Here is a 26,416-nt window from a genome sequence, read left to right as displayed (position 1 = left end):
TCAGACGGTGCGGGCCCCCGGTGTACGGGAGGCGGCCTGCTCGGCTCCGTCCGGCTTCGCGTCCTCGGAGGAGGTCGCGACCTCGGCGAGGTCCCGGTTGCGCGTCTCCTTGGCCACACCCACGGCGATCAGCGTCAGCACCACCGAGGCGATGACGTAGAGCGAGATCGGGGTGGAGCTGTCGTACTCGGACAGCAGGGCGGTGGCGATCAGCGGCGCGGGGGCACCGGCCGCGACCGAGGCGAACTGGGCGCCGATCGACGCCCCCGAGTAGCGCATCCGGGTCGCGAACATCTCGGAGAAGAAGGCCGCCTGGGGTGCGTACATCGCACCGTGCAGCACCAGTCCCACGGTCACCGCGAGCAGGAGGCTGCCGAAATGCCCGGAGTCGATCAGCATGAAGAAGGGGAACATCCACAGCCCCACCCCGGCCGCCCCCAGCAGATACACGGGACGCCGGCCGATCCGGTCCGACAGCGCACCCCAGGCCGGGATCACCGCGAAATGCACGGCCGAGGCGATCAGTACCGCGTTGAGCGCGGTCTGCTTCGAGACGTCGGCGGCGGTGGTGGCGTAGACGAGGATGAAGGCGGTGATGACGTAGTAGCTGATGTTCTCGGCCATCCGCGCGCCCATCGCGATCAGCACGTCGCGCCAGTGGTGCCGCACCACGGCGACCAGCGGAAGCGGCTCGGCCTTCGCCTTCCGTGTCTCGGCCTGGGCCAACGCCTGCTTGAACACCGGCGATTCATCGACAGACAGACGAATCCACAGACCGACCATGACCAGTACGCCGGAGAGCAGGAACGGAATCCGCCACCCCCAGCTGTTGAACGCGGAGTCCGACAGCACGGCCGTCAGCAGCGACAGCACACCGGTCGCCAGCAACTGCCCCGCCGGCGCCCCCGTCTGCGGCCACGACGCCCAGAACCCGCGCCGCCGCGCGTCTCCGTGCTCCGACACCAGCAGCACGGCCCCGCCCCACTCACCGCCGAGCGCGAAGCCCTGGACCAGCCGCAGCACGGTCAGCAGCACGGGAGCGGCCGTACCGATGGTCGCGTGCGTGGGCAGCAGTCCGATCGCGAAGGTCGCCCCGCCCATCATCAACAGGCTCAGCACCAGCAGCTTCTTGCGCCCGAGCCGGTCGCCGTAGTGCCCGAACACCAGGGCGCCGAGCGGGCGCGCGGCGAACCCGACGGCGTAGGTCAGGAACGACAGCAGCGTGCCGACGAGCGGGTCGGAGTCCGGGAAGAACAGCTTGTTGAAGACGAGCGCGGCGGCGGAGCCGTAGAGGAAGAAGTCGTACCACTCGATGGTGGTGCCGATGAGGGAGGCGGCGACGATGCGCTTGAGGTTGTTCGGGGTTGGTGGAGCGGCTGCGGGCGACGACATCGGCACCACTTCCTGGGGATCTGCGGGGACGGTTGCGTGTCGCCATACCGTAGGAACCCGCAGGTCAGGCGCACATGTGGCGGAGCAACATAGTTCCACGCTCGGCTATGCGTGCGGCCACCATGCCGAATCGTGGAAAGGCGTCCGCCCTGCCGACAAGGTCAACCGCCTGCCCCACATAAACGCCCCGTACGGCACCGTCGGCCCCGACAAGATCGTCCCTCGGAACGCCGGCGTCCTCACCTGTCGTCTAGGTGCTGCGCGCCGACCTGCACCACAGCGATACGAAGCCGAACGTTCGCAGCCGGGGCGTTCTCAAGATCCTTGACGCAGCCGCTCACCGGCTGCGAACGCCATCTTGAGCGCTCGCCGCAGGCCCAGACTCTGCCCTTCCTGGTACGCCTGCTCGTACTCGTTCTTGCCCAGCGACCTGAGCGCGCTCTGGATCCCACGTTCACGGTGAGCGGTCAAGAGAGCGAAACCGAACAGGCGCGGAGCGCCGGAGGGATGCCACACACGATCCGCCGCCCCCAGCACGACTGCTGCCGAGCGAGGGTCGCCGCAGGAGGAGAGCACCCAAGCCAGGCTCTCGCTGAGGGCCGCTTCCCCCAGGTGCTCGTCGATCTGTTCCGTGTGCTGGAGAGCGCGCTTGAGGGGTTCCAGGGCGAGCTCCGGCCGTCCCGCCTCACTGTGATTCACGGCCAGGGCCCACAAGAGATAGCACCGATGCCACACGTCTCCCCGGGCCTCGGACATCTCCAGCGTCTGCTCGAGCAGGGTCGTCGAGCGCTCGTGGTCGCCCATCATCATGGCGGCGAAGCCGAGCTGAGCGAAACACTGTTGCCGGGTCAACAACGCGTCGGGCCACTGGCCGATCGCCAGGGACGCCTCTGAGTACTTCACGGCGGTTTCAGCCTCTCCGGCGAGCAAGGCCGGCAGAGCGCGCAACTGAAGAAACGCCGCAGTGAGTTCCTCCGGGGCCGACTCGTCCGCCCAGTCGCACACCTTTGCGCCGTTCACGGTGGGCATGTCGGCCAGGGCCCGTTCACCCCGGGCGATCACCTCGTGGGCGCGATCATGATCTCCCTGAAGAAGGAGGAGAAACCCGGCCACCCACACCGCCTGGCACCAGGGGACGGTGGCCTCGGGGGAGGGAGGCCGAGGGTGCCGTTCGAGGATCTTGCACATCCACCCCGCGCCCTCGCCCACATTGGCCGATGTCAGGCAGTGCAGCCAGAAGCCGAGGCACGCGCGCAGCAGGGTCTCCGAGGGCTCGCCCGGCGGCGGAGATGAGGTGACGATCTGCCGCAGATTGGCGTGCTCCGCCCGCAGCCGGCGCAGCCACGAGGCTTGGGCGGGAGTGCCGTACGAGAGCCCCGCCCGCAGGGCGAGACCGAGATACCAGGCCCTGTGCCGACGCACGGCCAATTGCGCCCGCCCGCCCTGCACGAGACGTTCCTGCCCATAGGCGCGAACGGTTTCGAGCATGTAAAGCCGGGTGCTGCCATCGGTCTCGACACGGGTGAGGAGCGACTTGTCCACGAGCCCGGCCAGAGCTTCGAATGCACCACCGGCTCCGGCGGCATCAGACGCGGCGCCTTGCCCGGCGGACGCGCAGATCTGCTCCGCATCGGTCAGCAACACCCCACCGGCACACAGCGAGAGTTGCTCCCAGGCCATCTGTTCGGCCTCGGTGCACAACTCGTAGCTCCAGTCGAAGAGCGCACGCAGCGCCCGATGGCGAGGGGGTGCGGTGCGGTCTCCAGCACCGGGGCCCAACAGGCGGAACCGATGATCGAGCCGCTTCAGAAGCTCTTCAGGGGCGAGAGTACGCACTCGGCGGGCGGCGATCTCCAGGGCGAGAGGCAGGCCGTCCAACCTCCGGCACACCTGGGCCACGACGTGACGGTTCGCGTCGGTCAGCCGGAAATCGGGGCAGGCGGCCATGGCCCGGTCGGCGAAGAGCGCCAAGGCCGGTGAGTCCGCGCAGCCGTTTCCGGAATCGGACTCTTCCCCCATGTGCGTCTCGTGGTGAGACCCGTTCCAGGTCGCAGGAGGGAGTGTCAGCGGACGAACCTGCAGCACATGCTCAGCCACAAGATTGAGGGGCTGCCTACTGGTCGCGAGGACGCGTAGCTCTGGCAGCAGCGCCAGCAGGAGGCGAATGGCGCGGGCGCATCCGTCGAGCACGTGCTCACAGTTGTCGATGAGAAGGAGAACGCTCCGTCCCCCCAGCGCCTCGGCGAGTGCGGGCACAGGGTCCTGCCCAACCTTGGCGTGGACGCCGACGGCGGATGCGACAGCTTCGGCGACGGCCAAGTCACTGCTGAGTTCAGCGAGTTCCGCGCAGTAGGTGCCGTCCGGGAAGCGTTCACCCACCTCATGGACGATCCGCCTGGCCAGCCGTGTCTTTCCCACGCCACCCACACCGACCAGTGTGATCAGACGGCAGTCCTTCAATATGGCGGCTGCCTGGCCAAGTTCGGTGTCCCGGCCCACGAAGCTGGTGGTTTCGATGTCACCGAAACCTGGTGTGGCAAGTGTGCCGATCGCCAGAGGCTCCCCGGGCCCGTACAACTGCTGCCGTACGCGCTCCCAGCGCTCCTCCCACCACTGGGGTTCGCCGCCACAGGCATGGACGTATGCGAGGAGGACTTCGCGGCTGGGGAGCCGCTGGCCGGCCGCCGCCTGAGACAGCGAACTTCGCGAGAAGTGAGTCAAGGCGGCCATCTGTGCATAGGTGAGCCGAGCCCTGCTGCGGAGTCGGCGAAGATCTGACGCGAAGCGCTCCAAGGGACCCGCCTCCGGATTGAGTGGCTGTTCCGGGCGGCCTGGCCTGCCTGCCACCTCCGGGCACCTCCCCGATGTCTTGATTGTTTGGTTGATTATGGCCGCTCCCGTGGTGTGGTGGACAACCCCTACTGTCTCCGATGCTCAGGTGACGCAGTTGTGAATCAGGTGGTGGGGGAGGGTGAATGCGGAATCGTGGGTTCCGGCCGGGGGACTGCCTTCACCGTCCGTTCTCGGTCGGAGCGGAGGTCATGGTTCTGGCTGGGCTTCGCCACTTCTTGATGCCGATCGACGGGATCTCCGGGAGTCGGTGTCAAGTGCTGCCCCAGTGGGAGGCAGGCACGGCCCACTCCCGGCCGAGGCTGCGCGAGACCTACAAACACAACATGAGGCCGTCAGTCGTCCAGCCGTCGAGTCTTCGCGCCTGACTCGCCACGCACAGCATGCTCGGCGATCTTTTTCGCTGCATTCAAGGCAACTGATAGGAGCAGATATGACCACAGATCACTTCAGCCTGTTCCAGGACGCTTCAAGGAGTCAGGATCGACCTCAACGAGTCATCATGTTCGCCGACCTCTCGGGCTCGACGGAGATGAAGGAGAAGACCGCCGAGGTGAACTGGCTGCCGACAATCGGCAAGTTCCTCGACATCACCACTGATGCGGTCACTTCTCACGGCGGGCAGGTGTTCAAGTACCTGGGGGACGGGACACTCGCTGTCTTCAACGACAATCAGGCAGCCGATGCCATCAACGCGGCAATCCGCATTCAGGAAGTGCTGTACGAGGAGAACAAGAACAACTCCCTCAAGGGATGTCTGGCAGCAGTGGCCATCGCCACGGGCCCTGTGGTCGAGTACCAGGCACCTGGCGGGGGTGTGGACTACGTGGGTTCCGTCGTCGACCGTGCGGCACGCCTCTGCAGCGCCGGCGCCCCGCAGGCGATCTGGATCGACACCGCCACAGTCGTGTGCGCGAACATGCTCAAGGTCCACTCCGTGGTCGGGCAGGCCCTCGGTTACGGGCCGGACGACTATCTGGACCGTGAGCAGAAGGTTCCCGCCAAGGGGTTCAGCGAGCACGTCAAGTACAGGGAGGTCATCTGGCGGCAAGCCCCCGTCGGAGTGAAGGGCGGAGTGCTGACCGAGACGATCGAAAAGCAGGAGAGCGCGACGACCGCCAGGAGCCAGCAGCCCGGCTTCCCTGTTCAGCAGAGCCCGTCAGTGGGCGGCCCCGCGTACAACGGTGCACCCTCATCGGTCACCGAGGAGGGGATCGTCAAGCGCTGGAACCCGGAGAAGGGCTGGGGGTTCATCACCCCGCTGGGTGAGGGGACCGACTACTACGTCAACCGCCGTCTCGTGGTGGGCGAGGCGGATCTGACCCCGGGAGGTCGCGTCCGCTTCGTTCCTCTGCCGCCGGTCTCGGACGGAAAGCAGCCGCAGGCCGGCTGCACCGTGCACGAGGGACATACAGTGGAGGGAAAGATCCAGCGTACGTTCCTGGGCAAGCCTTTCACCTTCGTCGAGGTCGCCGATCCACACGGACATCGGCAGTCTCTTCATGTCTACGTGGGGGCAGCGGCCGAGTCGCTCCGGACCGGTGATCGTATCCGGGTGGAGATCACTCAGAATCGCAAGGGAATCTCCGGTCAGCTGATCGCGGAAGCTTCTCCTGGAGCGCAGAAGGAGGCTGTGGCCGTGGACGGGGGCGTGTTCGATGGCGAACCCGCTTGACCCTCAGACCCTTTCCACCGCGCTGTCCGACGTACGTACAGAGCTCACTCGCGCGGACCACAAGGCCGCGACCCTGCTCGCACTGTTCTCCGCAATCGCCGCAGGATCCGTGGCGACCCTGACCGTCAGGAAGGCGGGTCTTTTCAGCTTCTGGAACGGGGTGGAATGGCTGGTGTGGCTCGGCATCAGCTGCATGGCGGGCAGCCTCGTCCATCTGCTCGTCTGCATTCGCCCTGGAGGCGTCCTGCGGCCAGGGAATAGCTCGTACTTCGCCTTCTACGCCCAGTACGCGGGCCGAGCCCATGCACTGGTCTCGCACATGGCCACTTGCCCGGACGGCGAATTGGACCGATGCTCACAGCTCATCGAGCTGTCTTTGCTCGCCACACGGAAGTACAAGCTCATCGCGCGAGCAGTGGACCTTCTGGGTTGCGCCCTCACTCTGATGGCCGTGGCGGTCTTCCTCAACGCAGTGCACTGACCTCCGCTTTGCGTGAGGGCCCACCGACTCTGTCGGTGGGCCCATTCGAGCTGGCGTTCCACAACGCACGAGGACCTCCGTGTCGTTGAGTGAGGTACTCGATTTCTCAACTCATCAGCGCAGAAGCCTCGTTGGTCCCAGGTACGGGGCGGGCAGGCGCTGTGCGGGATTCTCCTCGTCCTGCACTCCGGCTTCCAGGCGTCACCTCAATGTTCCACGGCTTCCTGCTCGGTATCTTGACACAGGTGTGTGACGGCGCGTCAGTAAGGATCTGCACGCCGCGGCCGATGCCGTACTCGCGCACTGGGACGCCCAGGGCCGCTGACGCTCACACGCACCGCACGTCGACAACCGTCCACGCACAGCCCCGGAGTCGCACGACATGTATCAGCTTCCCTCCACATCGGAGGCCCTCGTCGTACGCACCGACTTCTCGGCAGACGGTGCTTGGGACGCTCTGCGGGCGGCGTTGTTCTCGCCCAGCAAGGACGGCTTCCTGGCCGATGTCGCACTCGTGGATGACCAGAGGTACGAGGGCTTGACGCCCGACCGGGCCCTGGCCCTGATTCCCGCGGAGTACCGGCATCCACTGCTCGTCCTGGCGGACGCGGTAGCTCTCACCTCGGCTGAGCAACCTCTCCTCGTGGTGGGGCTGCGGGGTGAACGCGGGCGTTGTGTCCGCGTTGTGGCAGCCGAGCTGTGGAGCATCGAGAACAACGTCTCGGGCGCGAACATGGACTTCGAGGAGTTCGTCCGAGCCGTTGATGACGACGGCGTTTACCGGGGCTTGTGAAGCCGGAACGGTCGAAGACCGGGTGTCCTGGCCGCGAACGGGACACCGCCTGCGGTGCGTTGGATTCGGACGTCCGGGGTCCGGGAGGCTCTCTACACTTGTGTCCCTGCGGGGTTCGCGGCCGCTCTCACCGGTCGTCGCCCCGAGACCTTTGCCGCAGCCGCAGCCGCAGCCGCAGCCGCAGCCGCAGCCGCAGCCGCAGGCGGGCCGGACGACGGGACCACAGGATGACGCACTCTTCACCGACGGCGGACACCGGGAGCGCTCCGGCCGCCGGCCCGCGGGTCTTCATCTCCTACGCGCACGAGCCCGACGGTGGTGCGCACGCCGAGCGGGTTCGAGCGCTGTGGGTCCTGTTGCGGAAACACGGCATCGACGCCCGGCTGGATCGGTCGGCCGCGGAGCGACCGCAGGACTGGGCCGCGTGGATGCAGCGAGAGATCGAGGCGGCCGACTATGTGCTGACCGTCGCCTCGCCCGCCTACAAGCGCCGTGCGGAAGGTGCGGAGGGGCCCGGTGTCGGGGAGGGCGTGGCTTGGGAAGCCGCGCTGATCAGGGATGTGGTGTACCGCAATCCCACCAAGTGGTACGAACGGATCCTCCGGGTCGTCCTTCCGGAAGGCAGCCGAGAGGACCTGCCGGCGTTCCTCGGCGGTCACACCGTCACTCACTACACCGTCGACCCCATCGACGTGCGTGGTGCCGAGACGCTGCTCCGCTATCTCACCGGGCAGCCGTACGAGACCGAGCCCGCTGTCGGCTCAGCGCCTCATCTGCCGCCCCGGGGCGAGGGGACCGGGGCGCCCCGAGACGGGAGCGAGCTCACCGGGAACACCTTCAACGGGCCGACCGCGGTGCAGATCGGTGATCACAACCACCAGACCAACAACTTCGGTTGACCTGGACGGCCGGGCCCCGGACCGGACGAGGCGGTGGGCCGGCGCGAGACGCCGACCGTCGGAAGGACCCGAGGCCCGGCCCGGTCGGGTCAGCGTTTGAAGTCGATCTCCTCGATGCGTGTCTGCACGGTCCGGCCGCTTTCCCACGCGTTGGCGCCGGGTGCCACCTCCGGCACGGGGATGTCCGCCCGGTTCTGCCGTTTGCCGGACGTCGAGATGCCGAGTCGCTCGTCCCGGGCCCGGATCATCTCGTCCGAGGCCTGCCCGTCCTGGGTGAAGCCCATCATCAGCTGCGGGATTCCGTAGGGGAAGTCGTCGCGGTCGTACTGCCAGGTGTGGAACGTCTTGCCGTAGGTGGTCACGAGGTCCTCGAAGTAGGCGTGCTCGGCCAGGTCGGGGATGCCGGGGGCGGTGAGGCTGCCGGACTTGACCTCGTAGTGGTGGCTGTGCCACAGCCGCTTCTCGTCCTCGGGCAGGCCGCGGAAGCGTTCCTCGCTGATGATGTACTCGATGCCGATCAGGCGGGCGTCGGGCGCGTTGCGGTCGAAGATCACGCACTGATGCAGGTCGTGCCGGAGGTGGATGCAGAAGTGCGTGGCCTCGACCTGCCGGCCCATGTCGTCGGCGTACATGTGGAAGCCGTTGAGGTAGGTGCTCATCGCGTCGACCGGGTACTTCGTCTGCATCGCGCCGGCGGCCAGGTCGAGCACGCGGTGCTTGAGGGGATGCCCCTTGCCGACCTTGCTGATCGTCGCCGCCTTGCGTCCGAACAGAAGTCCGACCGCGGCCGTCAGGCCTGCCGCGGCCCCGATACCGATGGACGCGGCCGGACTCGTGCCGGAACCACGCGAACGGTGCGTGCCTCGTGTGGGTGCCATGGACGGCGAGTGCCCTGTGCCCGGCAGCCGTAACGAGCCACCGCCTGTCGGCCGCCACTCGGCCGCCACGGGGTCGACGAGCCGCGTGCGAGGATGTCGTCCGTGACCGGACCGCCTTCCTCGTCTGCCGCCGGAGAAACGCCTAGCGACCATGGCCTCGGGTCCCGCTCCGCCGCCGCGCTGGTGTTCGGGTCCTCCGCAGCGGTCCTGATCGTCGAGATCGTCGCACTGCGGCTGCTGGCCCCGTACCTCGGTCTCACCCTGGAGACCAGCACCATGGTGATCGGGGTCGCCCTCACCGCGATCGCCCTCGGCTCCTGGCTGGGCGGGCGCCTCGCGGATCTGGTCGATCCCCGCCGGCTGCTGGGGCCCGCGCTCGGAGTGTCGGGCGCGGCCGTGGCACTCACCCCCGCAGTCCTGCGCAGCACCGCGGAGTGGGCGCCCGTGCTGCTCCTGCTCGTCGCGGGCCTGACCATCCTGGTGCCGGGCGCGCTGCTCTCCGCGGTGACGCCGATGGTGACCAAGCTGCGGCTCACCAGCCTCGCCGAGACCGGGACGGTGGTCGGCCGGCTGTCCGGCGTCGGTACCGTCGGGGCCATCGTCGGTACCGTCCTCACCGGCTTCGTCCTCATCTCGCGGTTGCCGGTCAGCGGCATCCTGATCAGTCTCGGCGTACTGCTGATGGCCGGCTCGGCGCTGGTCGGATGGCGAGCGCGCGGGTGGACCGGCACTCCTGCCCTCACCCTCGTGGTCCTGGCCGGCGGTCTGGCCACCGTCCCCGCGCCCGGCGGCTGCGACGCGGAGACCAAGTACCACTGCGCACGGGTCGTGGCGGACCCCGGCCGGGACGGCGGCCGCACGCTGGTGCTGGACGGAGTGCGACACTCCTACGTCGACGTCGACGACCCCACGTACCTGAAGTTCACCTATGTGCGTGCGATCGCGTCGGTGGTGGACACCGCCTTCCCCGCGGGTGAGCCGATCGCCGCCTACCACCTGGGCGGCGGAGGGCTCACGTTTCCGCGATACCTCGCGGCCACCCGGCCGGGGACGCGCAGCCTGGTGTCCGAGATCGACGGCGGGGTCGTGCGCATCGACCGCGAGGAGTTCGGGCTGAGACCGGATGCCGGGATCGACGTACGCACGGAGGACGGCAGAATCGGTCTGCGGAGACTGGGGACCGGCAGCCGTGACCTCGTCGTCGGCGACGCCTTCGGGGGCGTAAGTGTGCCGTGGCACCTCACCACGGTGGAAGCGATGGCCGACGTACGGCGGGTGCTGAAGGACGACGGCCTGTACGTCGCGAATCTGATCGATCACGGTGACATGGCCTTCGCGCGTGCCGAAGTGGCCACGCTCGGCGAGGCGTTCGAGCACGTGGCCCTCCTCGGCGAGCCCGCCGACATCGGCACCGGCCGGGCCGCCGCCCCCGACGGTGGCAACCTGGTGGTGCTCGCCTCCGACCGCCCGGTCGACCTGCGCGCGGCCCGGGAAGCGCTGGACGGCAGGCGAGTCGGCTGGGACATCGCCACCGGCGAGGCACTCACCGCGTGGATCGACGGTGCCCGACCGCTCACCGACGACTACGCACCCGTCGACCAACTCCTCCAGCCTCACGGCCCGCAGGCCGGGTGAGGACGGCCGATGGGTGACGGGATCCGTCCGCGGGCCGCCGTGGCCGCGCTGTCGACCGTCGGCGCCGGTCTGGGGCTGAGGGCGGTGACGGCGGGAGACGTGGCCAAGTACGGCGGGGACAGCCTGTACACCCTGCTGATCTTCGCCCTCGTCTTCCTGGCGGCGCCGCGGGTGACCGCGGCCAAGGCGGCGGCCATCGCGCTGGCCGTGAGCTGGGGCGTCGAGTTCCTGCAGCTCAGTGACGTACCGGCGGAGCTTTCCCGGCACAGCACGGCCGCTCGCCTGGTGCTCGGTTCGACCTTCAACGCGCCGGACCTGTTCTGGTACGCCGTCGGTGCGCTGGCCGGGTGGCTCGCCGTCGCGTCCTCCAGAGCGGTCCGTGGTGAGCGCCCTTCATCGCTCGTGCGGTGTGGGGCTCCGGCACCGGTGCGACGCGGAGCTTCGTCGCGCGTCCGGCGTCGAGCGCATTGACCTCGCGTCCGCGAGCCGCTTCCATGGCCCGGGGGCCCGACCGCGGGGCCGGGGGAGACGTGAAGACCGGGGGAAGACATGCGTCTTGGGGGAAGAGCGGCTGCCGTCGCAGCCGTGGCCGTGGTGTGCGCCGCCGTGCAGACGACGCCCGCCGGTGCGTTGGAACTGAAGCCCGGCACGGAGCACGTCAATGTCACGTCCGACGACGTGATGGGGAACGATCAGAGCCGGTACGCCACGATCAGCGCCAACGGCCGCTACGTGGCCTTCTGGTCGTACGCCTCGAACCTGGCGCCCGGCGACAGCGACGATGCCGCCGACGTCTACGTGAAGGACCTGCGGACCGGGCGGGTGCACTGGGCCAGTGACCTGACCGAGGGCATGGACCGGGGTTCGCCGACCGTCGCCCCCTCCATCAGCGCCGACGGCACTCGGGTCGCCTACCCGACACTGGACGGGACCGAAGCCCACGTCCACGACATCCGCACGGGCCGCACCGAACTGGTCAGCGACGGCACCGACGCACGGTTCAACAGTGCCAACGCGCCCTCCCTCAGCGGGAACGGACGGTACGTCACCTTTACGGCGTGGCCGGAGCAGGAGCCGGGGACGCCTCCCCGCGTCCGCGTGCGCGACCTTCGGCGGGGGACCGGCGAGTGGGTCGACGACCCGGTGGCCGGGGAGGGGCAGCAGGTCGTGAGACCGTCCCTGAGCCACGACGGCCGGCACCTCGCCTACCTGGGGTCCGACCCCGCGGCGGCCGACTCCGACACCCACGCCTACGTGCTCGACCGGCGGACCGACCGGCGGACACGCGTCGACCCCGAGTGCGCGGACGATCCGGCCGAGTACTCGGTCACCGACCCGGTGATGGGCGCGGACGGCCGGCACGTCTCGTTCCGCTTCAAGTGCCGGACCCTGCGGCCCCGGGGCACCAACGACACCGGTGACGTCTTCGTCAAGGACCTCGGGAACGGGTCCCTGCGCCATGTCCTGGGGCCGAAGCCGCAGTTCGCCACGCACACCGGGCGGCTGAGCGCGGACGGCCGGCACGTCGTGTTCGTGGCGGCCGAGGAGCGGGTGCCCCGCGGCCCGCTCCAGGTGATCTACCGGCTGGAGCTGCGCACCGGGCGTACCGACACGGTCACCGCGCGGCCCGACGGCACGGCGAACCAGAGGCCGGCGTCCGGACCGTCCACCGATGCCCACGGTCGGGCGGTGGCGTACGACGCCGTACCGCTGGACCTGCTGGGGGAGTCGTCCACCGCCACCGACCGGCAGGTCCTCGTCACGCGCCTGCGCTGACCCGCGCCCCTGGCGCCTCCCTCGGCTCCTGGCGCGAGGAACCGGACGGTCCGGGCCGCGGTGCGGTGCTCTGCCGCACGACCAGATGGGTCGCCAGTTCGATGCGCCGGGCGGTCCTGCCGGGGCCGTCCGGGCGGAAGAGCATGCGGGTCGCCTCCTCGGCCATCTGCCGCAGTGGCTGGTGGACCGTGGTCAGCGGCGGGCTCGACCACTGGGCGAGCGGCACGTCGTCGTAGCCGACCACCGAGAGGTCCGCCGGGACGCGCAGTCCCTCGAGCCGGGCGGCTTCCAGTACGCCGAGGGCGTGGAGGTCGCTGCCCGCGAAGACGGCGGTGGGCCGGTCGGGGCCGTCCAGCAGGTCCATGGCGTGCTCGAAGCCGCCGGCCACCCGGAAGTCGCCGAAGCGGACCAGGCGGGGATCGACGGGCAGACCCGCCATGGTCATCGCCGAGCGGTAGCCGTCGAGGCGGGCCCGTGAGCACAGCATGTCCTCGGGGCCGGTGATGATCGCGACGCGTTCGTGCCCCAGGTCGGTGAGATGGCGCGTCGCCGCGAGGCCCCCGGCCCAGTTGGCGGAGCCCACGGACGGCACGTCGGGATCGGGGTCGCCGGCCGGGTCGACGATGACGAACGGGATGTCACGCGAGCGGAGCCGGTGCTTCACCTCCGCCGGGAGCGAGGAGAAGACCAGCACGACCCCCAGCGGCCTGCGGCGGAGCACTCCCTCGATCCAGTCGGGAGCGGGCGCGTGCCGCGTACCGCTCCGGGTGAGCACGACGGTCGCCCGATGGGCCTTGGCAACGTTTTCCACCCCCTTCACGAGCTCCACCGCCCAGACGCTGTCCAGCTCGTGGAAGACGAGTTCGACGAGCGGGAAGCGCGGCCGGTCCGACGCCCGCCGACGGTAACCGTGCACCTCCAGCAGCCGTTCGACCCGCGACCGGGTACCGCTGGAGACGTCCGAACGACCGTTGAGGACCTTCGAAACTGTCGGAGGGGAGACGCCCGCCTCTTTCGCCACCTCGGCCAGCGTCACCCTCGCGCCCACCTCAACTTCATCGTGCATGCCAGCAGGATAGGTCATGCGATCGATAACGTTTTGGGTCGTCCCGCGCACGGCCATTGACCGTAAATCCCGACTGACTTTACTGTCCGACGGCATGGACTTTCGGTGATGAAGCCGAAACTTTCGAGAGGCGAACGATGAAGACACGTGCGCGCTTGCCCAGACTGGTCGCCACCGGCGCGACGCTCGCCCTGGCGCTGAGCCTTGCGGCCTGCGGTGACGGGGACGGCGGGGCGTCGTCGGACGACGGCAAGATCCATGTCCTGGTCTACGGGGACGCCGGCAACAAGGTCGAACAGCAGATCGTCGACACCTTCAACAAGACGTCCGACGTCAAGGCGGTGCTCGACACCATCCCCGGTGCCGACTACCAGAAGAAGCTCCAGACGATCATCAACACCCCCCAGGCTCCGGACATCTTCTTCAACTGGGGCGGCGGCAGCATCAAGCCCTTCGTCAAGGCGGACCTGCTGATGCCGCTGGACGACATGATCAAGAAGAACCCGGACCTGGAGAAGAAGTTCCTGCCGACGGTCTTCGACAACGCCGTCGTCGACGGCAAGCCGTACGGCATCCCGATGCGCGGCACCCAGCCCGTCCTGCTCTTCCACAACAAGAAGGTCCTCGAAGAGGCGGGCGTCCAGCCGCCGAAGACCTGGGACGAACTGCTCGACGCGGTGGAGAAGCTGAAGGACGAGGGCGTCACCCCGATCGCGCTCGGCGGCGGCGATGTCTGGCCCACCCAGATGTGGTTCCAGTACCTCTACGACCGCATAGCCGGGCCGGAGCTGTTCGAGAAGGCCATCGGGGGCGACAAGAGCGCCTGGGAGAGCCCGGACAGCAAGAAGGCCCTCGACATGATCAAGGAGCTCGTCGACACCGGCGCCTTCGGCAAGAACTACGACTCCGTCAAGTACACCAACGGCGGCTCGGTCCAGCTGGTGGCCTCCGGCAAGGCCGGCTTCGAGCTGATGGGTTCCTGGTACTACTCCCAGCAGCTGACGGACCACCCGGACTTCGCCGAGAAGGGCCTCGGCTACACCGCGTTCCCGGCCGTCGAGGGCGGCAAGGGCGACCCGGGCAACGTCGCCGGCAACACCAACAACTACTACTCGGTGATGAAGAAGACCAAGCATCCCGAGGCCGTCGCCGAGTTCCTGAAGCTCATGTACTCCGACGAGTTCGTCAAGGCGCAGCTGGACATCGGCAACCTGCCGACCACGACCGACACCGACAAGTTCATCGACAGCTCGGGCACCCCCGAGTACTCGCGCTTCCAGTACGACCTCGTCGCCGACGCCCCCTCGTTCCAGCTGTCCTGGGACCAGGCGTACCCGCAGAAGGCGAGCTCGGACATGCACAAGGCCGTCCAGCAGTTCTTCAACGGACAGCTCGACACGGACGGCTTCATCCAGGCCATGCAGGCCCTCCCGACCGAGTGACGAACGGCTCATGACCACACAGATCACGAGCGCCCGGACCGCCGCCGGACTCCGCAAGGAGTCCCGGCGGCGGCCGCCCGCCTCGTCCACGACCAAGGTGGGCCGCCCCGGCTTCGCCTGGGCGCTGCCCGCCGCAGTGTTCTTCGCCCTCTTCGCGATCGTGCCGCTGATCATGGTGGCGGTGCTGTCCTTCATGAGCTGGGACGGTCTCAGCTCGCCCGAGTTCGTCGGCACGGACAACTGGTCGCGCCTCATCGACGACCCGGTCATGCTCAAGAGCGTCTGGCTGACCTTGCTGCTGACCGCGCTCGGCGTGGTGCTCCAGACCCCGCTGAGCATCCTGCTCGGCGTCTGGGCCGCCGGTCACCAGCGCAACCGCGCCGTCCTGTCGGTCATCTACTTCATCCCGCTGCTGCTGTCCGCGACGGCCGTGTCCGTGCTGTGGCGGGCACTGCTCGACCCGAACTTCGGCATCCCCGCCGACGCCACCTGGCTGTTCGGCGACGGCAACCTGTTCGGTGAACAGGCCACCGCCATCGGGGTGCTGGCGTTCGTCAGTACCTGGCAGTTCACCCCGTTCCACACGCTGATCTACCAGGGCGCCGCCCGCGCGATCCCGCCGGTGCTGTACCAGGCGGCGGAGATCGACGGGGCGGGCCGCTACCGGCAGTTCTTCCACATCACCCTGCCGCAGCTGCGCACCTCCATGATCACCTCGATGATCCTGATGATCGTCGGCGGCCTGACGACGTTCGAGACGGTCCTCATCCTGACCCAGGGCGGCCCCGGCACCGACACCACCATCAGCGCCTACTACATGTACGACAAGGCGTTCAAGAGCTTCGACTACGGCACCGGCTCCGCGATCGCCCTGGCCCTGGTCGTGGCGGCCACGGTCATCTCGCTGATCGTCGTCCGGGTCTCCGGCTACGACAAGATGCGCAGTTCCATGGAGGGTGTGTCATGAGGCGCCGACCGAACTACCTGGCCGGCGCCGGATCGCTCGTCTGGCTCTTCCTGGTCGGCCTCCCGCTGTACGTGATGCTCGCCGCGACCCTGCGCACCCGCCAGGACTACGCCGAGAACGGCCCGGTCTCGATCCCGGACAGCTTCACGCTGGACAACTACACCGGCGCCTTCGACTCGGGCTTCGGCCAGTACTTCTTCAACACGCTCGTCGTCACCGCCAGCGTGATCGGCATCGTCCTGGTGCTGGTCCCGCCGCTCGCCTACGCGATCGTCCGCAGCCGCGGCAGGACCACGTCGGCGATCTTCCGGCTGTTCCTGCTCGGCCTCGCCATCCCGGCCCAGGCCGTGATCGTGCCGATGTTCTACCTGATCAGCGAGGCCGGGCTGTACGACAACCTGCTCGGTGTCATCCTGCCCACGGCCGCGTTCTGCCTGCCGATGTCCGCGCTGATCCTCAGTGGCGCCATGCGGGACATCTCCCCGGAGCTGTACGAGGCCATGGCGATGGACGGCGCGAGCCCGCGGCGCATGTTCTTCCAGCTCGTCGTGCCGCTCTCCCGCGGCGGCCTCTCCACGATCGTGGTGTTCTCCGCGCTCCAGGCGTGGAACGGCTTCCTGTTCCCGCTCGTGCTGACCCAGTCCGACGCCACCAAGGTCGTCACCCTGGGGCTCTACAACTTCCAGACCGAACACGGCATCGACATCCCCGGCCTGTTGGGAGCCGTGGTGCTGTCCATGACGCCCATCCTGCTCGTCTACCTGTTCGCCCGTCGTGCCCTGGTCCAGGGTCTGATGGGCGTCGGAGGAAAGTGATCGCCGACGTGGCCGTTGAGACCACCCCCGAAATCCCCCTCTGGAACGACCCCGCCCACTCCGTCTCCGCCAGGGTCTCCGCGCTGATCGAGGCGATGACCCTTCAGGAGAAGATCGCCCAGCTGTACGGCGTGTGGGTCGGCGCGTCCGACGAGGGCGGAGACGTCGCCCCCCATCAGCACGACATGGAGGAGGCCGTCGACCTCGACGCTCTCCTGCCCACCGGACTGGGCCAGTTGACCCGCCCGTTCGGCACCGCCCCCGTCGACCCGGCGCTCGGCGCGCTGTCCCTGCTGCGCACCCAGGCACGCATCGCCTCCGCCAACCGCTTCGGCATCCCCGCCCTCGCGCACGAGGAGTGCCTGGCCGGCTTCGCCACCTGGGGCGCGACCGCCTACCCCGTCCCGCTGTCCTGGGGTGCCACCTTCGATCCCGGCCTGGTCCACCGCATGGCCGCCGCCATCGGCCGCGACATGCGCTCCGTCGGCGTCCACCAGGGCCTCGCCCCCGTCCTGGACGTGGTGCGCGACGCCCGCTGGGGCCGGGTCGAGGAGACCATCGGCGAGGACCCGTACCTCGTCGGCACCATCGGCACCGCCTACGTCCGCGGCCTGGAGGAGGCCGGGATCGTCGCCACCCTCAAGCACTTCGTCGGCTACTCCGCCTCCCGCGCCGGACGCAACCTCGCACCCGCCCCCATGGGGCCGCGCGAGCGCGCCGACGTCCTGCTGCCGCCCTTCGAGATGGCGATCCGCGAGGGCCGTGCCCGGTCCGTGATGCACGCCTACACCGACGTCGACGGTGTGCCCGCCGCGGCCGACGAGAACCTGCTGACCGGACTGCTCCGGGACACCTGGGGCTTCGACGGCACCGTCGTCGCCGACTACTTCGGCATCGCCTTCCTCAAGACCCTGCACGGCATCGCCGCCGACTGGGCCGACGCCGCCGGCGCCGCACTGCGCGCGGGCGTCGACGTGGAACTGCCCACCGTCAAGACGTTCGGCGCGCCCCTGACCGAGGCCGTCACCGCCGGCCGGGTCCCGGAGGCGGTGATCGACCGCGCCCTGCGCCGGGTGCTCACGCAGAAGGCCGAACTCGGTCTGCTCGACCCGGACTGGGACCCCGTGCCCACCGCGCTCCACGGCGCCGACCTGGACGACCTGGACGCCCTGCGCGGCCGGATCGACCTGGACGGCCCGGAGAACCGGGAGCTGGCCCGCACGGTCGCCGAGGAGGCGGTCGTGCTCCTGAGCAACGACGGCACCCTGCCGCTGGTCCGGCCGCGCCGCATCGCCCTGGTCGGGCCCAACGCCGACGAGCCCACCGCCGTACTGGGCTGCTACTCCTTCCCGCAGCACATCGGTGTCCACCACCCCGGAACCCCGGTCGGCATCGAACTGCCCACCCTGCGCGAGACGCTGGCCGCCGAGTTCCCCGACGCGGAGGTGACCGTCGTACGCGGCACCGGGGTCGACGACGGGGACGTCTTCGGCATCCCCGAGGCCGTCCAGGCGGCCCGGGAGGCCGACGTCGTCGTAGCCGTCCTGGGCGACCGGGCCGGGCTGTTCGGCCGCGGCACCAGCGGCGAGGGCTGCGACGCCGAGTCGCTGGCGCTGCCCGGCGCCCAGCAGCAGCTGCTCGACGCGCTGCTGGACACCCGCAAGCCGGTCGTGACGGTGCTGCTCGCGGGGCGCCCGTACGCCCTCGGCCGGGCCGTGGCGGAGTCCGCCGCGATCGTCCAGTCGTTCTTCCCCGGCGCGGAGGGCACCGCCGCCGTCGCCGGGGTGCTCAGCGGACGGACGAACCCCTCCGGCCGGCTGCCGGTCAGCGTGCCGCGCGGAGCGGGATCCCAACCGACCACCTACCTCGGGGCGCGGCTGGCCCACGCCAGCGAGGTGTCCAACATCGACCCGACGCCCGCCTTCGGCTTCGGGCACGGCCTCGCGTACACCACGTTCGAGTGGAGCGACCTCGCGGTGGACGGCAAGGAAGCACCCACCGACGGCGAGTTCTCGCTCGAGCTCACCCTCCGCAACACCGGCGAACGGCACGGCACCGAGGTCGTCCAGCTCTACCTGCACGACCCGGTCGCCTCCGTCGTCCAGCCGGTGCAGCGGCTCATCGGGTACACCCGCGTGCCGTTGGAGGCGGGGGAGGAACGCCGGGTGCGCGTCACGGTCCCGGCCGACCTCGCCTCCTTCACCGGCCGTGACGGCCACCGCGTCGTCGAGCCGGGCGACCTGGAGCTGCGGTTCGCGGCCTCCAGCACCGACGCGCGCCTGACGGCTTCGGTCACCCTCACCGGCCCGGAGCGCCGCGTCGACCACACCCGGCGCCTGCACGCCGTCTTCGCCGAGGACGGCGCCGACGGCGCCTGACCCGCCGGCCGGACCACGAGCGGCGCGCCCGGCAACTCGCCCGGGCGCGCCGCCGGTCGGGAGCGGGCCACCCCGTACGATGGGGCCATGACGCGACGTTCAGCCGGACGCCAGGTCCAGTTCGTCGGCCTGGCCCACGGTGCCGTGGGCGCGGTGATCTACCGCGACGTGCTCGCCGACATCGCCCGGGGGAACCTCCTCGGCTCCGTGCCGGACCGGGGCGACCGGGCCGCCGCCTTCTGGTTCCTGGCCGCCGCGCCCGCCCTGTGGATGGGCGGCCGGCTGCTGCGCTCCGCGGAGGAGCACGAGGACGTCCCGGCCCAGCGCGCCGCCGGTGCCGTGCTGACCGCCGTCGGTGTGACGGGCACCGCCCTCATGCCGAAGGGCGGCTTCCCCACCCTCGCGGCCATCGGGGGTCTCGTGCTGCGCCGCACGCTGCGCGGCTGAGCCGGGTCAGCGCACCACGTCGAAGACCTGCTTCTGCAGACCGTTGGCGTAGGCCTCGTGCTCGACGAGCCTCAGCTTCTGGGTGTCCTTGTCCGTGGTGCTGAACAGCCGCTTGCCCGCGCCGAGCAGGAGCGGGAAGACCAGCAGGTGGTAGCGGTCGATCAGACCGGCGTCGGACAGGCTCCGGTTCAGCGCGGCGCTGCCGTGGACGATGATCGGGCCGCCCTCGGTCTCCTTCAGCGCGGCGACCTCGTCGAGCGAGCGCAGGATCGTGGTCTCGCCCCAGTTCGACACCAGGTCGTCCTCGGTGAGGGTGGTGGAGACGACGTACTTCGGCATCACCTTGTAGTCCGAGAACTCCTCCATGTCCGGCCACACCGGGCTGAACGCCTCGTAGCTGACCCGGCCCAGCATCAGGGCCGTGGCTTCCTTCTGCTCCCGGCCCTTGAGCTCGAAGGCCTCGGGAAGGAACTCCACGTCCTTGAAGGTCCACCCGGAATTCCGGTAGCCGGGCTCGCCGCCCGGGGCCTCCACGACGCCGTCGAGCGAGACGAAGGCGGTGCTGATCAGGGTGCGCATGTCGGGTCCCCACTGGTTCAAGTCCGTTGGTGCGTTACAGGATGTACGACCGGCGACCGGCGGGAAACTCATCGCTCTCTTCCGGAAAGGTGATCCTTCCGGGACGAGGGGTCACCGGCCCCGCAGGGCGTCCAGCGCCTGCAGCGCCACGTGGAGTTCGGTGCGCTGTTCGCCGGACTCCAGGTCACGGCCGAGCAGTCGTTCGACGGTGCGCAGGCGTTGGTAGACGGTCTCCCGGGACACGCCCGCCGCGCGGGCGGCGGCGGTCTTGTTGCCGGCGGCGTCCAGGTAGCCGCGCAAGGTGGCCAGGAGGCCGGTGCCGTGCCGCGCGTCGTGGTCGAGGATGCGGCCCAGCTGCCGTTCCGCGTACTCCTGGACCCGGGTGTCGTCGCGGAGCGCGTACAGCAGGCGGGGAAGGCCGATGTCGGACCATAGGTGGAAGGTGCGGTCCGGGGGGAGGGGCTGACCCGGCCCGGTCGCCTCGGCCACCCGGGCCGCCTCGCGGAACGAACGGGCGACGTCGGCGAGGTCCTCGGCCGGGGAGCCGGCGCACACGGTCGTGCCCGGGGCGCAGTCCACGGCGGTCCGGCTCACGTGCTCGACCGCCTGCCGCCAGGGCCGGGACGGGCGCAGCGCCAGCAGTACGCCGATGCGGGTGGGGGCCAGGAGGCCGACGAGCGCCTGCGTTCCCGACGCGTCCAGTTCCTCGGAGAGGCGGGCCTCGCTCCTCGCGGTGTCCGGTTCGGCCGGGACGTCGGCGAGGACGGCGACGAAGCGGGTGTGCTCCGTGGGCAGCCCGAGCGCCGCGATGCGGGCGTGCGCGTCCGCCGGGGAGCGGTGACGCTGCTCCGCGAGGTCGCGCAGGGCGTCGCGGTGCGCGGCGCGTTCCCAGGGCGTGGGACGGGTGAGGCGGGCGATGGTGAGGGCCATCGCCGTGCGCTCCAGGACGGTGACGTCCTCGGGGCCGAAGGGCGGGGGAGCGGCCGTGCGGGACGGGCCGGACTCGCCGGACGTGCCGTGGAGCATGGCCACCCGTCCCCAGGCCTCGCCCTGGTACTCGACCGGTGCCACGAGCCAGCCCTCCGGCCCGCGGATTCCCGCCCGGTCGGCGGCGGGAGCGGACCGGGAGCGCCGCTCCCAGTCGGCGAGCACGGTCTCCGCGGTGCTGCCGGAGGGCTCGCAGATCAGTGCCCGGTGGACCAGGTTCTCCAGGACGACCGTGTGTCCGCTCATCTCCGCCGCGGCGCGCAGCACGTCCCTGGGCCCGGCGCCCCGCAGGGTGAGGGCGGTGAACGCCTCGTGGACGCGCTGGGTCCGGCGCATCGCGTCCGCCTGATTGCCGAGGATCAGCGTGTGGACGACCTGCGTGACCTCCAGGAAGTTCACGTCCTTGGCCAGCGTGACCAGGGGCAGGCCGCGCGCCCGGCAGGCGTCGACCAGCGCGTCGGGCGGCCGGTGGTACCGGCGGACGAGCTCGATGATCAGGGCCGCGGCGCCCACCGCGGCGAGTTCGTCGACGTAGCGGCGCACCCCGCCCGCGTCGTCGGGCAGCGGCATACCGGTGGTGAGGACCAGTTCGCCGCCCTTGAGGAAGGAGGCCGGGTCCGTCAGTTCGGTGATGTGGACCCAGCGCACCGGGCGGTCGACGTGCTCCAGGCCGGTCACCACTCGCGGGTCGCCGTCGGCCACGACCGGCAGGGCCAGCACGTCGGCCACGGTGAGCGGACGGCCCGCCGGGCCGGGGTGGGGTTTCCCGCTCACGCTGCCTCCCGCACACCGGTCGCGTTCGGCGCCCGCGGCGCCCCTTGTCACTCTGACAAGCGCCACTGACCTGCGCAAGGGCGCCCGGACGGGCACGCGGCGGGGCACGGGCGCACGCTGGGAGGACACCGGTTGACACAACGTCCGGATGCCGCGCCCCGCCCGGACAGATCACGCGTTGTCCGGACGCGCACCGAGGGCATGCTCGGGAGACGCAGCCAAGCCGACAACTCAGCACAACCGACGACCAGGCCGGGAGACGAGCATGACCGCACTGTCGCCGCACCTTCGCCAGGCCACGCCCGTGACGGCGGTCCGGGGTGAGGGCGTCCACCTCCACGGCGAGGACGGCCGCCGCTATCTGGACTTCACCGCCGGCATCGGCGTCACCAGCACCGGGCACTGCCACCCCAGGGTGGTGGCCGCCGCCCAGGAGCAGGTGGGCACCCTGATCCACGGGCAGTACACGACCGTCATGCACCAGCCGCTGCGCCGGCTCGTCGACCGGCTCGGCGAGGTGCTGCCCGCCGGTCTGGACAGCCTGTTCTTCACCAATTCCGGCAGTGAGGCGGTGGAGGCGGCGCTGCGCCTGGCCCGTCAGGCCACCGGCCGCCCCAACGTCCTGGTCTGCCACGGAGGTTTCCACGGCCGGACCGTGGCCGCCGCCTCCATGACCACCTCCGGCACCCGTTTCCGGTCCGGTTTCGCACCGCTGATGAGCGGCGTGGTCGTCACCCCGTTCCCGACGGCCTTCCGCTACGGCTGGGACGAGGACACCGCCACCCGCTTCGCCCTCAGGGAACTCGACTACACCCTCCAGACGATCTCCTCGCCCGCCGACACCGCCGCCGTCGTCGTCGAGCCGGTACTCGGCGAGGGCGGGTACGTGCCCGCGACCCGCGCCTTCCTGGAAGGCCTGCGCGAGCGCGCCGACCGCCACGGCTTCCTGCTGATCCTGGACGAGGTGCAGACCGGCGTCGGCCGCACCGGCCGGTTCTGGGGCCACGAGCACTTCGGCATCACGCCCGACGTCCTCGTCACGGCCAAGGGGCTGGCCAGCGGATTCCCCCTGTCCGGCATCGCCGCCGCCGAGGAGTTGATGCGGAAGGCGTGGCCGGGCTCGCAGGGCGGCACGTACGGCGCGAACGCGGTGGCGTGCGCCGCGGCGTGCGCCACCCTCGACGTCGTACGCGACGAGAAGCTCGTCGAGAACGCCGAGGCCATGGGGGCGCGGCTGCGCCAGGGGCTGGAGGCGGTGGCCGCCCGCACGCCGGTCATCGGGGACGTACGCGGCATGGGGCTGATGCTCGCCTCCGAGTTCGTCACCGAGGACGGCGAGCCCGACCCCGACACCGCGGCCCGGGTCCAGCGGGCCGCCGTCGACGAGGGCCTGCTGTTGCTGCTGTGCGGCGCCTGGAACCAGGTCGTCCGGATGATCCCGGCGCTGGTGATCGGCGAGTCGGAGGTCGACGAGGGGCTGCGGGCGTGGACGGCCGCCGTCGAGGCAGGCACGTCGGCAAGCGCGGACCGGTGAGCACCGCGAGGAGGGACATCATGACCGACACGCCGAGCCCCGTGACGGGGACACCGACCCGGCTGTTCATCGGCGGCGCCTGGGCGGACGCCGCGGACGGCGCCGTCATGCCCGTGGACGACCCGGCGACCGGCGAGATCCTCTGCCACGTCGCCGACGCCGGTCGCGAGGACGCCCGGCTCGCCGAGGACGCCGCGGTCCAGGCGCAGGAGGAGTGGGCCCGTACGGCGCCGCGGGCCCGCAGCGAGATCCTGCGCCGCGCCTACGAGACCGTCCTCGACCGCACCGACGAACTCGCTCTTCTGATGACGTCCGAGATGGGCAAGCCGCTCGCCGAGGCCAGGGGAGAGGTGGCGTACGCGGCCGAGTTCTTCCGCTGGTTCTCCGAGGAGGCCGTGCGGATCGACGGCGGGTACGGCCTCCTCCCCGACGGACGCAACCGCATGCTGGTCTCCCGGCGCCCGGTCGGACCCTGTCTGCTGATCACGCCGTGGAACTTCCCGCTGGCCATGGGCGCCCGCACGATCGGCCCGGCGATCGCGGCCGGCTGCACGATGGTCCTCAAACCGGCCCCGCAGACACCGCTGTCCGGCCTGGCCCTCGCCGCGATCCTCCAGGAGGCCGGGCTGCCGGACGGCGTGCTGAACGTCGTCACCGCCTCCCGGGCCGGCGAGGTGTGCGAACCGCTCCTGCGCGGCGGCCGCATCCGCAAGCTGTCCTTCACCGGCTCCACGGCCGTGGGGCGCCTGCTGCTGGCCCAGTGCGCGGACACGGTGGTGCGCACGTCGATGGAGCTGGGCGGCAACGCGCCGTTCATCGTCTTCGACGACGCCGACCTGGACACGGCCGTGGACGGCGCCATGGTCGCGAAGATGCGCAACATGGGCGAGGCGTGCACCGCGGCCAACCGCTTCTTCGCGCACCGCTCGGTGGCCGAGGAGTTCGGGCGGCGCCTGGCCGAGCGCATGGGTGCCCTGGTCGTCGGTCCGGGGACGCGGGAGGGCGTCGACGTGGGCCCGCTCATCGACGCCGCCGGGCGCGCCAAGGTGGAGGACCTGGTCTCCGACGCGGTGGAGCGGGGAGCCCGGGTGCTCGTCGGCGGCCGTACCCCCGACGGTCCCGGCTGCTTCTACCCGCCCACGGTGCTCACCGACGTCTCCCCGGACAGCCGCCTGATGGCCACGGAGATCTTCGGCCCCGTGGCGGCGATCCTCACCTTCGACGACGAGGACGAGGTGGTGCGCCGCGCCAACGACACTCCCTGGGGGCTCGTGGGGTACCTCTTCACCGAGGGCCTGGACCGGGCCCTGCGGGTCGGCGAGCGCCTGGAGGTCGGCATGGTCGGCCTCAACACCGGCCTGGTCTCCAACCCGGCCGCGCCCTTCGGCGGCGTCAAGCAGTCCGGGCTCGGCCGCGAGGGCGGAACGGTGGGCATCGAGGAGTTCCTGGAGTACCAGTACCTGGCGACACCGGCCCGCTGACCACCCCGGCTTTGCATGGTCATGCGTCATCATGCATACTCTTCCTATGTCCAAGGTCCTCACCTCCCTCCCCACCGGCGAACGCGTCGGTATCGCCTTCTCGGGCGGCCTCGACACCTCGGTCGCGGTCGCGTGGATGCGTGACAAGGGCGCCGTCCCCTGCACGTACACCGCCGACATCGGCCAGTACGACGAGCCCGACATCGCCTCGGTGCCCGACCGCGCGAAGACCTACGGCGCCGAGATCGCGCGTCTGGTCGACTGCCGTGCGGCGCTGGTGGAGGAGGGCCTGGCCGCGCTCACCTGCGGGGCGTTCCACATCCGCTCGGGCGGGCGTGCCTACTTCAACACCACGCCGCTCGGCCGTGCGGTCACGGGCACGCTCCTCGTCCGGGCGATGCTCGAGGACGACGTCCAGATCTGGGGTGACGGCTCCACGTTCAAGGGCAACGACATCGAGCGGTTCTACCGCTACGGCCTGCTCGCCAACCCGCAGCTGAGGATCTACAAGCCCTGGCTGGACGCCGACTTCGTGACCGAACTCGGCGGCCGCAAGGAGATGTCGGAGTGGCTGCTGGCCCACGACCTCCCCTACCGGGACTCGACGGAGAAGGCGTACTCCACCGACGCCAACATCTGGGGTGCCACCCACGAGGCCAAGACGCTGGAGCACCTCGACACCGGCGTGGAGACCGTGGAGCCCATCATGGGTGTGCGGTTCTGGGACCCGTCGGTCGAGATCGCCCCCGAGGACGTCACCATCGGCTTCGAGCGGGGCCGCCCGGTGACGGTCAACGGCAAGGAGTTCGCCTCCCCGGTCGATCTGGTGATGGAGGCCAACGCCATCGGCGGCCGGCACGGCATGGGCATGTCCGACCAGATCGAGAACCGGATCATCGAGGCCAAGAGCCGCGGCATCTACGAGGCCCCCGGCATGGCCCTGCTGCACGCGGCCTACGAGCGCCTCGTCAACGCCATCCACAACGAGGACACCCTCGCCCAGTACCACACCGAGGGGCGGCGCCTGGGCCGGCTGATGTACGAGGGCCGCTGGCTCGACCCGCAGTCGCTGATGATCCGGGAGTCGCTGCAGCGCTGGGTCGGCTCCGCGGTCACCGGCGAGGTCACCCTGCGCCTGCGGCGCGGTGAGGACTACTCGATCCTCGACACCACGGGCCCGGCGTTCAGCTACCACCCGGACAAGCTGTCGATGGAGCGCACCGAGGACTCCGCCTTCGGCCCGGTGGACCGGATCGGCCAGCTCACCATGCGCAACCTGGACATCGCCGACTCCCGCGCCAAGCTGGAGCAGTACGCCGGGATCGGCCTGATCGGCACCACCGACACCGCCATCGGAGCCGCACAGGCCGCCGCGACCGGCCTCATCGGTGCCATGCCGGAAGGCGGCGCCCAGGCCATCGCCTCGCGCGGCGAGGTCTCCGGCGACGACGAGCTGCTCGACCGCGCCGCGATGGAGTCCGGCACGGACTGACCGCGTCCCGGGGGGACACCCCACCGGCAAGGGCCGGCTCGATGCCTACGGGCGTCGAGCCGGCCCTTCTGTTTC

Annotated in this window: 21 protein-coding genes; 15 read left to right on the top strand and 6 right to left on the bottom strand. The window is 70.2% G+C overall.

Going from position 1 to position 26,416, the window contains the following annotated elements:
• Both ACLIN4_RS03925 and ACLIN4_RS03920 read right to left on the bottom strand, forming a co-directional pair.
• A complete protein-coding gene (locus ACLIN4_RS03925) occupies positions 1 to 1,392 on the bottom strand; it encodes an MFS transporter (RefSeq protein WP_411575499.1) in 1,392 nt (463 codons plus the stop codon).
• 315 nt (positions 1,393 to 1,707) lie between these two features.
• Positions 1,708 to 4,239: an ATP-binding protein gene (locus ACLIN4_RS03920; RefSeq protein WP_411575498.1), complete on the bottom strand. Its 2,532-nt coding sequence runs from the start codon at positions 4,237 to 4,239 to the stop codon at positions 1,708 to 1,710.
• Between the two features lie 436 nt (positions 4,240 to 4,675).
• On the opposite strand from ACLIN4_RS03920, the gene ACLIN4_RS03915 reads away from it, so the two are divergent.
• From ACLIN4_RS03915 to ACLIN4_RS03900, 4 genes are all read left to right on the top strand, one after another.
• Positions 4,676 to 5,917 carry an adenylate/guanylate cyclase domain-containing protein gene (locus ACLIN4_RS03915; RefSeq protein ID WP_100044650.1) on the top strand — a complete coding sequence of 414 codons (1,242 nt, stop codon included), beginning with the start codon at positions 4,676 to 4,678 and terminating at the stop codon, positions 5,915 to 5,917.
• Positions 5,901 to 6,398, top strand: coding sequence for a Pycsar system effector family protein (locus tag ACLIN4_RS03910; protein WP_411575497.1), 498 nt, complete (start codon positions 5,901 to 5,903; stop codon positions 6,396 to 6,398). The genes ACLIN4_RS03915 and ACLIN4_RS03910 overlap by 17 nt, the downstream gene beginning before the upstream one ends.
• Before the next feature lie 382 nt (positions 6,399 to 6,780).
• Positions 6,781 to 7,191, top strand: coding sequence for a DUF6924 domain-containing protein (locus ACLIN4_RS03905; RefSeq protein ID WP_100044648.1), 411 nt, complete (start codon positions 6,781 to 6,783; stop codon positions 7,189 to 7,191).
• Between the two features lie 227 nt (positions 7,192 to 7,418).
• The gene (locus tag ACLIN4_RS03900; RefSeq protein WP_411575496.1) at positions 7,419 to 8,090 is read left to right on the top strand and encodes a toll/interleukin-1 receptor domain-containing protein; all 672 of its coding nucleotides are present in this window, start codon (positions 7,419 to 7,421) and stop codon (positions 8,088 to 8,090) included.
• 89 nt (positions 8,091 to 8,179) lie between these two features.
• On the opposite strand, the gene ACLIN4_RS03895 is transcribed toward ACLIN4_RS03900, so the two are convergent.
• Positions 8,180 to 8,968, bottom strand: a complete 789-nt coding sequence (locus ACLIN4_RS03895; protein ID WP_107478829.1) for an OBAP family protein — start codon at positions 8,966 to 8,968, stop codon at positions 8,180 to 8,182.
• Between the two features lie 102 nt (positions 8,969 to 9,070).
• On the opposite strand from ACLIN4_RS03895, the gene ACLIN4_RS03890 reads away from it, so the two are divergent.
• The 3 genes from ACLIN4_RS03890 to ACLIN4_RS03880 all read left to right on the top strand — a co-directional run bounded on the left by ACLIN4_RS03890 (position 9,071) and on the right by ACLIN4_RS03880 (position 12,379).
• Complete coding sequence (locus tag ACLIN4_RS03890; RefSeq protein ID WP_381912174.1) at positions 9,071 to 10,603, top strand: fused MFS/spermidine synthase; 1,533 nt, start codon at positions 9,071 to 9,073, stop codon at positions 10,601 to 10,603.
• 9 nt (positions 10,604 to 10,612) lie between these two features.
• Positions 10,613 to 11,074: a DUF2809 domain-containing protein gene (locus tag ACLIN4_RS03885; RefSeq protein WP_289907680.1), complete on the top strand. Its 462-nt coding sequence runs from the start codon at positions 10,613 to 10,615 to the stop codon at positions 11,072 to 11,074.
• A gap of 135 nt (positions 11,075 to 11,209) precedes the next feature.
• On the top strand, positions 11,210 to 12,379 hold the full coding sequence (locus ACLIN4_RS03880; RefSeq protein WP_411575495.1) for a TolB family protein: 1,170 nt from the start codon (positions 11,210 to 11,212) through the stop codon (positions 12,377 to 12,379).
• Here the strand turns inward: ACLIN4_RS03880 and ACLIN4_RS03875 are convergent.
• Complete coding sequence (locus ACLIN4_RS03875; protein ID WP_411575494.1) at positions 12,363 to 13,445, bottom strand: LacI family DNA-binding transcriptional regulator; 1,083 nt, start codon at positions 13,443 to 13,445, stop codon at positions 12,363 to 12,365. The two genes, ACLIN4_RS03880 and ACLIN4_RS03875, sit on opposite strands and share 17 nt — an antisense overlap.
• Positions 13,446 to 13,582: 137 nt before the next feature.
• Here ACLIN4_RS03875 and ACLIN4_RS03870 point away from each other — a divergent pair, with 137 nt between their 5' ends.
• From ACLIN4_RS03870 to ACLIN4_RS03850, 5 genes are all read left to right on the top strand, one after another.
• Positions 13,583 to 14,887, top strand: a complete 1,305-nt coding sequence (locus tag ACLIN4_RS03870; RefSeq protein WP_107478833.1) for an ABC transporter substrate-binding protein — start codon at positions 13,583 to 13,585, stop codon at positions 14,885 to 14,887.
• 10 nt (positions 14,888 to 14,897) lie between these two features.
• The gene (locus tag ACLIN4_RS03865; protein WP_107478834.1) at positions 14,898 to 15,854 is read left to right on the top strand and encodes a carbohydrate ABC transporter permease; all 957 of its coding nucleotides are present in this window, start codon (positions 14,898 to 14,900) and stop codon (positions 15,852 to 15,854) included.
• Positions 15,851 to 16,669 carry a carbohydrate ABC transporter permease gene (locus ACLIN4_RS03860; RefSeq protein WP_107478835.1) on the top strand — a complete coding sequence of 273 codons (819 nt, stop codon included), beginning with the start codon at positions 15,851 to 15,853 and terminating at the stop codon, positions 16,667 to 16,669. Before ACLIN4_RS03865 ends, ACLIN4_RS03860 begins: the two co-directional genes overlap by 4 nt.
• Complete coding sequence (locus ACLIN4_RS03855; protein WP_411575493.1) at positions 16,666 to 19,047, top strand: glycoside hydrolase family 3 N-terminal domain-containing protein; 2,382 nt, start codon at positions 16,666 to 16,668, stop codon at positions 19,045 to 19,047. The genes ACLIN4_RS03860 and ACLIN4_RS03855 overlap by 4 nt, the downstream gene beginning before the upstream one ends.
• Positions 19,048 to 19,134: 87 nt before the next feature.
• A complete protein-coding gene (locus ACLIN4_RS03850) occupies positions 19,135 to 19,494 on the top strand; it encodes a DUF6463 family protein (protein ID WP_289907677.1) in 360 nt (119 codons plus the stop codon).
• Positions 19,495 to 19,500: 6 nt separating this feature from the next.
• On the opposite strand, the gene ACLIN4_RS03845 is transcribed toward ACLIN4_RS03850, so the two are convergent.
• On the bottom strand, positions 19,501 to 20,073 hold the full coding sequence (locus ACLIN4_RS03845; RefSeq protein ID WP_100044638.1) for a dihydrofolate reductase family protein: 573 nt from the start codon (positions 20,071 to 20,073) through the stop codon (positions 19,501 to 19,503).
• Positions 20,074 to 20,184: 111 nt separating this feature from the next.
• Complete coding sequence (locus tag ACLIN4_RS03840) at positions 20,185 to 21,834, bottom strand: PucR family transcriptional regulator (RefSeq protein WP_411575492.1); 1,650 nt, start codon at positions 21,832 to 21,834, stop codon at positions 20,185 to 20,187.
• 265 nt (positions 21,835 to 22,099) lie between these two features.
• On the opposite strand from ACLIN4_RS03840, the gene ACLIN4_RS03835 reads away from it, so the two are divergent.
• From ACLIN4_RS03835 to argG, 3 genes are read left to right on the top strand one after another with little or no spacing between them, the layout of a single operon-like run.
• Positions 22,100 to 23,368, top strand: a complete 1,269-nt coding sequence (locus ACLIN4_RS03835; RefSeq protein ID WP_289907674.1) for an aspartate aminotransferase family protein — start codon at positions 22,100 to 22,102, stop codon at positions 23,366 to 23,368.
• Between the two features lie 41 nt (positions 23,369 to 23,409).
• The gene (locus tag ACLIN4_RS03830) at positions 23,410 to 24,849 is read left to right on the top strand and encodes an NAD-dependent succinate-semialdehyde dehydrogenase (protein ID WP_411576728.1); all 1,440 of its coding nucleotides are present in this window, start codon (positions 23,410 to 23,412) and stop codon (positions 24,847 to 24,849) included.
• 46 nt (positions 24,850 to 24,895) lie between these two features.
• Positions 24,896 to 26,341 carry an argininosuccinate synthase gene (argG, locus tag ACLIN4_RS03825; protein ID WP_100044635.1) on the top strand — a complete coding sequence of 482 codons (1,446 nt, stop codon included), beginning with the start codon at positions 24,896 to 24,898 and terminating at the stop codon, positions 26,339 to 26,341.
• The last annotated feature ends 75 nt before the right edge of the window (positions 26,342 to 26,416 follow it).

The sequence above is a fragment of the Streptomyces mutabilis genome (genome assembly GCF_046628145.1).
In the GTDB taxonomy this organism is placed as follows: Bacteria; Actinomycetota; Actinomycetes; order Streptomycetales; family Streptomycetaceae; genus Streptomyces; species Streptomyces mutabilis.
This window is presented reverse-complemented; position numbering and strand designations above follow the sequence as displayed.

Bases quoted from the DNA above. Each gene is read 5' to 3' on its own strand.
- ACLIN4_RS03870 (WP_107478833.1), top strand. From the start codon at position 13,583: ATGAAGACACGTGCGCGCTTGCCCAGACTGGTCGCCACCGGCGCGACG.
- ACLIN4_RS03865 (WP_107478834.1), top strand. From the start codon at position 14,898: ATGACCACACAGATCACGAGCGCCCGGACCGCCGCCGGACTCCGCAAG.
- ACLIN4_RS03835 (WP_289907674.1), top strand. From the start codon at position 22,100: ATGACCGCACTGTCGCCGCACCTTCGCCAGGCCACGCCCGTGACGGCG.
- ACLIN4_RS03885 (WP_289907680.1), top strand. From the start codon at position 10,613: ATGGGTGACGGGATCCGTCCGCGGGCCGCCGTGGCCGCGCTGTCGACC.
- ACLIN4_RS03925 (WP_411575499.1), bottom strand. From the start codon at position 1,392: ATGTCGTCGCCCGCAGCCGCTCCACCAACCCCGAACAACCTCAAGCGC.
- ACLIN4_RS03910 (WP_411575497.1), top strand. From the start codon at position 5,901: ATGGCGAACCCGCTTGACCCTCAGACCCTTTCCACCGCGCTGTCCGAC.
- ACLIN4_RS03895 (WP_107478829.1), bottom strand. From the start codon at position 8,968: ATGGCACCCACACGAGGCACGCACCGTTCGCGTGGTTCCGGCACGAGT.
- argG (WP_100044635.1), top strand. From the start codon at position 24,896: ATGTCCAAGGTCCTCACCTCCCTCCCCACCGGCGAACGCGTCGGTATC.
- ACLIN4_RS03860 (WP_107478835.1), top strand. From the start codon at position 15,851: ATGAGGCGCCGACCGAACTACCTGGCCGGCGCCGGATCGCTCGTCTGG.
- ACLIN4_RS03845 (WP_100044638.1), bottom strand. From the start codon at position 20,073: ATGCGCACCCTGATCAGCACCGCCTTCGTCTCGCTCGACGGCGTCGTG.
- ACLIN4_RS03905 (WP_100044648.1), top strand. From the start codon at position 6,781: ATGTATCAGCTTCCCTCCACATCGGAGGCCCTCGTCGTACGCACCGAC.
- ACLIN4_RS03900 (WP_411575496.1), top strand. From the start codon at position 7,419: ATGACGCACTCTTCACCGACGGCGGACACCGGGAGCGCTCCGGCCGCC.
- ACLIN4_RS03915 (WP_100044650.1), top strand. From the start codon at position 4,676: ATGACCACAGATCACTTCAGCCTGTTCCAGGACGCTTCAAGGAGTCAG.
- ACLIN4_RS03875 (WP_411575494.1), bottom strand. From the start codon at position 13,445: ATGCACGATGAAGTTGAGGTGGGCGCGAGGGTGACGCTGGCCGAGGTG.
- ACLIN4_RS03850 (WP_289907677.1), top strand. From the start codon at position 19,135: ATGACGCGACGTTCAGCCGGACGCCAGGTCCAGTTCGTCGGCCTGGCC.